General features: G+C 71.6%; 4 protein-coding genes. 2 read left to right on the top strand and 2 right to left on the bottom strand.

The window, feature by feature from the left end; genetic code table 11:
• Positions 1–39 precede the first annotated feature (39 nt).
• Entirely contained in the window at positions 40–969 is a 930-nt protein-coding gene (locus ACTHNQ_RS09210) for a TetR/AcrR family transcriptional regulator (RefSeq protein ID WP_440333045.1), read from the bottom strand.
• A 99-nt stretch (positions 970–1,068) separates the two neighbouring features.
• Between ACTHNQ_RS09210 and ACTHNQ_RS09205 the strand changes: the two genes are divergently transcribed.
• On the top strand, positions 1,069–1,995 hold the full coding sequence (locus ACTHNQ_RS09205; protein ID WP_440333043.1) for an ATP-binding cassette domain-containing protein: 927 nt from the start codon (positions 1,069–1,071) through the stop codon (positions 1,993–1,995).
• Positions 1,992–2,798, top strand: a complete 807-nt coding sequence (locus ACTHNQ_RS09200; RefSeq protein ID WP_440333041.1) for an ABC transporter permease — start codon at positions 1,992–1,994, stop codon at positions 2,796–2,798. The genes ACTHNQ_RS09205 and ACTHNQ_RS09200 overlap by 4 nt, the downstream gene beginning before the upstream one ends.
• Before the next feature lie 48 nt (positions 2,799–2,846).
• Here ACTHNQ_RS09200 and ACTHNQ_RS09195 read toward each other — a convergent pair whose 3' ends face one another.
• Positions 2,847–3,260 carry an ArsR/SmtB family transcription factor gene (locus ACTHNQ_RS09195; RefSeq protein ID WP_440333047.1) on the bottom strand — a complete coding sequence of 138 codons (414 nt, stop codon included), beginning with the start codon at positions 3,258–3,260 and terminating at the stop codon, positions 2,847–2,849.
• Positions 3,261–3,264 lie beyond the last annotated feature (4 nt).

The following is a 3,264-nucleotide window of genomic DNA, read 5'->3' as shown; positions in this document are numbered from 1 at the left end:
AAACCCGTGTGACTCATGAGACGCGCGGTGCGCCCGCACTCAGCCGGCGGCGGACTGCTTGGCGCGGCGTTCACGCGCCTCCCGTGCCGTCTGGCGCTCCACCTTGCGCGCCGCCCGCAGGAGCTTCTCGGCCTCACGGACGGCCTTGCGGGCCTCGCGGAACTTCTTGTCGTCGGCGATGTCCGCGTCATCCGACTGCGTCCACGGGATGCCGGCGGCATGGCGGCCTTCGGCGGCCGCGGCGATGTAGTCGGCGATCCCGTCGAGGCCTCGCTGCAGCGCGAACGCGAACGGGTCGGAGTCGTCGAGGAACGCGCCCGCGTCGATCGCCGCGCGCAGATGCGGGTAGGCGTCTCCCGTGATGAGAGCACGGAACATGGCATCCTCGGCGCGAGTGATCGTCGGCCCGTCCATCCCCCGCTCCCGTGCGAGCCGGGCGTAGCCGGCCAGGATGCTGCCCGCCCACCGGGCGGAGCCGCTGACGAACAGCATCACGGCGAGCCGCTCCTCGTGCGTGAGCTGCGTGCCGGCGAGCGCACGGAGGCCGGCATCCATCCACGCGGCCATGTTCGGGGTGACCGGGACCCCCGAGATCGGGATGTCGAGCACCCAGGGGTGGGCGAGGTGGTTCTGCACCTGCTCGCGGTACAGCGCCTCGAGCTGCTCGCGCCAGCCGCCGGCCTCGCCGACGGTGTCGGACGGGGTGCCGGTCGCCTCCTCCTGCATCAGCAGGATGAGGTCCTCCTTCGCGCTGACGTAGCGGTAGAGCGACATCGGCGTGAAGCCCAGGCGCGCGGCGACCGCAGCCATCGACACCGCCCCGAGTCCGTCGGCGTCGGCGATCTCGACCGCCGCCTCGACGATGCGCTCGACGCTCATCTCGCGCTTGGGGCCGCGCTGCGGGTTGGCCGCGACGCCCCAGGCCAGGGCGATGCCGCGCGGGAGCTCGGGCTCGAGGTCTTCGGTCATGCCGTCATCCTAGGACTGTTTATTACGTAAACAGTGTGTTACCGTCATAAACAGTTGCGACAGTAAACAGTTTCACTCGTACACGGAAGGATGCTCCGCATGTCAGCTCCCGCCATCGACATCCGCGGGCTCGGCAAGAGCTTCGGTCGTTCCGTCGTCCTCGACGGACTCGATCTGAGCGTCGCCCGCGGCGAGATCTTCGCGCTGCTGGGCGCGAACGGCGCCGGCAAGACGACCACCATCTCGATCCTCACCACACTCCAGCGCCCCGACCGCGGCACCGCCGCCGTCGCCGGCTTCGACGTCGCCGCCCAGCCCGACGCGGTGCGCCAGCGCATCGCGCTGACGGGCCAGTCCGCCGCCGTCGACGACATGCTCACCGGCACCGAGAACCTCGTGATGCTCGGTCGCCTGTCCGGACTGTCGCCGCGCCGGGCCCGCGCCCGTGCGGCGGAGCTGCTCGAGCGCTTCGCGCTGACGGATGCGGCGACGAAGGGCGTCCGGACGTACTCCGGCGGCATGCGCCGCCGACTCGACCTGGCCCTGAGCTTCGTCGTGGTGCCCGAGGTGCTCTTCCTCGACGAGCCGACGACGGGCGTCGACCCGCGCAGCCGCCGTGACCTGTGGGAGGTGATCCGGTCGCTGTCGGATGCCGGCACCACCGTCTTCCTGACGACGCAGTACCTCGAAGAGGCCGACCAGCTCGCCGACCGCGTCGCCGTGCTCGACGCGGGGGCGATCGTCGCGACCGGCACGCCGGCCGAGCTCAAGGCGCTCGTCGGCACCGACACCGTGGTGCTGACCGACGCCGGCGGGGCGGTCGTGCGCGAGGTGCCCACCGACGGCAGCGTCGCCGGCCTGCGCGACGCCATCGCCCGACTCGGCGCCGACGACCTGCCCGGCGCAGAGGTCACGCTGCGCCGTCCCACGCTCGACGACGTCTTCCTGTCGCTGACCGGAACACCGGGGGCGGCATCCGCTCCCGCCCACCGCACGACCCCCGACACCGCCAAGGAGTACGCATGACCACGCTCGCCCCGACCGCCGTGACGGCGGTCCCCCGCCCGCGCCTGCGCGGATTCACCGCCGAGGCGGTGTTCGTCCGGCGCAGCATGACGCAGTCGCTGCGCGACGGCGAATCGCTCAGCATGTCGATCCTGCTGCCGGTGATGCTCATGCTGCTGTTCACGTTCGTGTTCGGCGGCGCGCTCGACCCCGCCGGCTCGTACGTCGACTACGTCGTGCCGGGCATCATCCTGCTGTGCGCCGGGTTCGGCGCCGCGACCACCGCGACGTACGTCGCGCGCGACATGTCCAGCGGCATCATCGACCGGTTCCGCACGATGCCGCTGCGCGCCGGCGCCGTGCTCACCGGGCACGCGATCTCGAGCCTCGCGCGCAACCTCGTGGCCACCGCCGTCGTCATCGGCGTCGCCCTGCTGGTCGGATTCCGCCCGAGTGCCGGCGTCGTCGCATGGGTCGCGGCGACCGCTCTCATCGCGCTGTACATCCTGGCGATCACGTACCTGTTCGCCGCGATCGGCCTCGCCGCGGGCAGCCCCGAGGCGGCCTCGGGCTACGGCTTCATCCTGCTGTTCCTGCCCTACCTGTCGAGCGCCTTCGTGCCCGTCGACACGATGCCGACGTGGCTGCAGTGGTTCGCCGACAACCAGCCGATCACGCCGATCATCGAGACGATCCGCGGGCTGCTCATGGGCACCGCCCTCGGCACCGAGCCGCTGTGGGCCGTCGGCTGGTGCGCTCTCATCCTCGCCGTCTCGGCGGTGTGGGGCGCGTGGCTGTTCGGCCGGAAGGCCGGCCGGCGCTGACGACGTGGATGAGGGATGCCGCGGCCCGCGGCATCCCTCATCCGAGGCTCAGCGCCCGGGAAGCTTCTTGAGCGCGGTCTCGAACGCGTGCTTGGCGGATGCCGCGGCCCGGCCGACCACGTCGGCGGCGTGCGCGGCGGAGTCCGGCAACGAGGTCACGGCGGCGTCGGCGGCATCGCTGCCCGCGCCGTCGTCCAGGAACGGGACCAGCCAGTCGTCGACCTCGTCCAGCGGCGCGGCCGAGAGACTGTAGTAGCGGTGCTGGCCCTCTTCGCGGACCGACACGAGGTGGGCGTCGCGGAGGACCTTCAGGTGCTTCGAGACGGTCGGCTGGCTCGCGCCGAGCTCGGTGACGATGTGCGACACGCTGGTGCCGCGTTCTCCGGCGGATGACCGATCGAGCAGCAGTCGCAGGATGTCGCGACGCGTTCCGTCCGCGATCACGTCGAAGATGTCCGCCATAGGC

The organism is Microbacterium sp. (assembly GCF_051953575.1).
Taxonomy (GTDB): Bacteria; Actinomycetota; Actinomycetes; order Actinomycetales; family Microbacteriaceae; genus Microbacterium.
The sequence above is the reverse complement of the archived record's forward strand: the minus strand, read 5'-3'. Positions and strand labels throughout refer to the sequence as shown.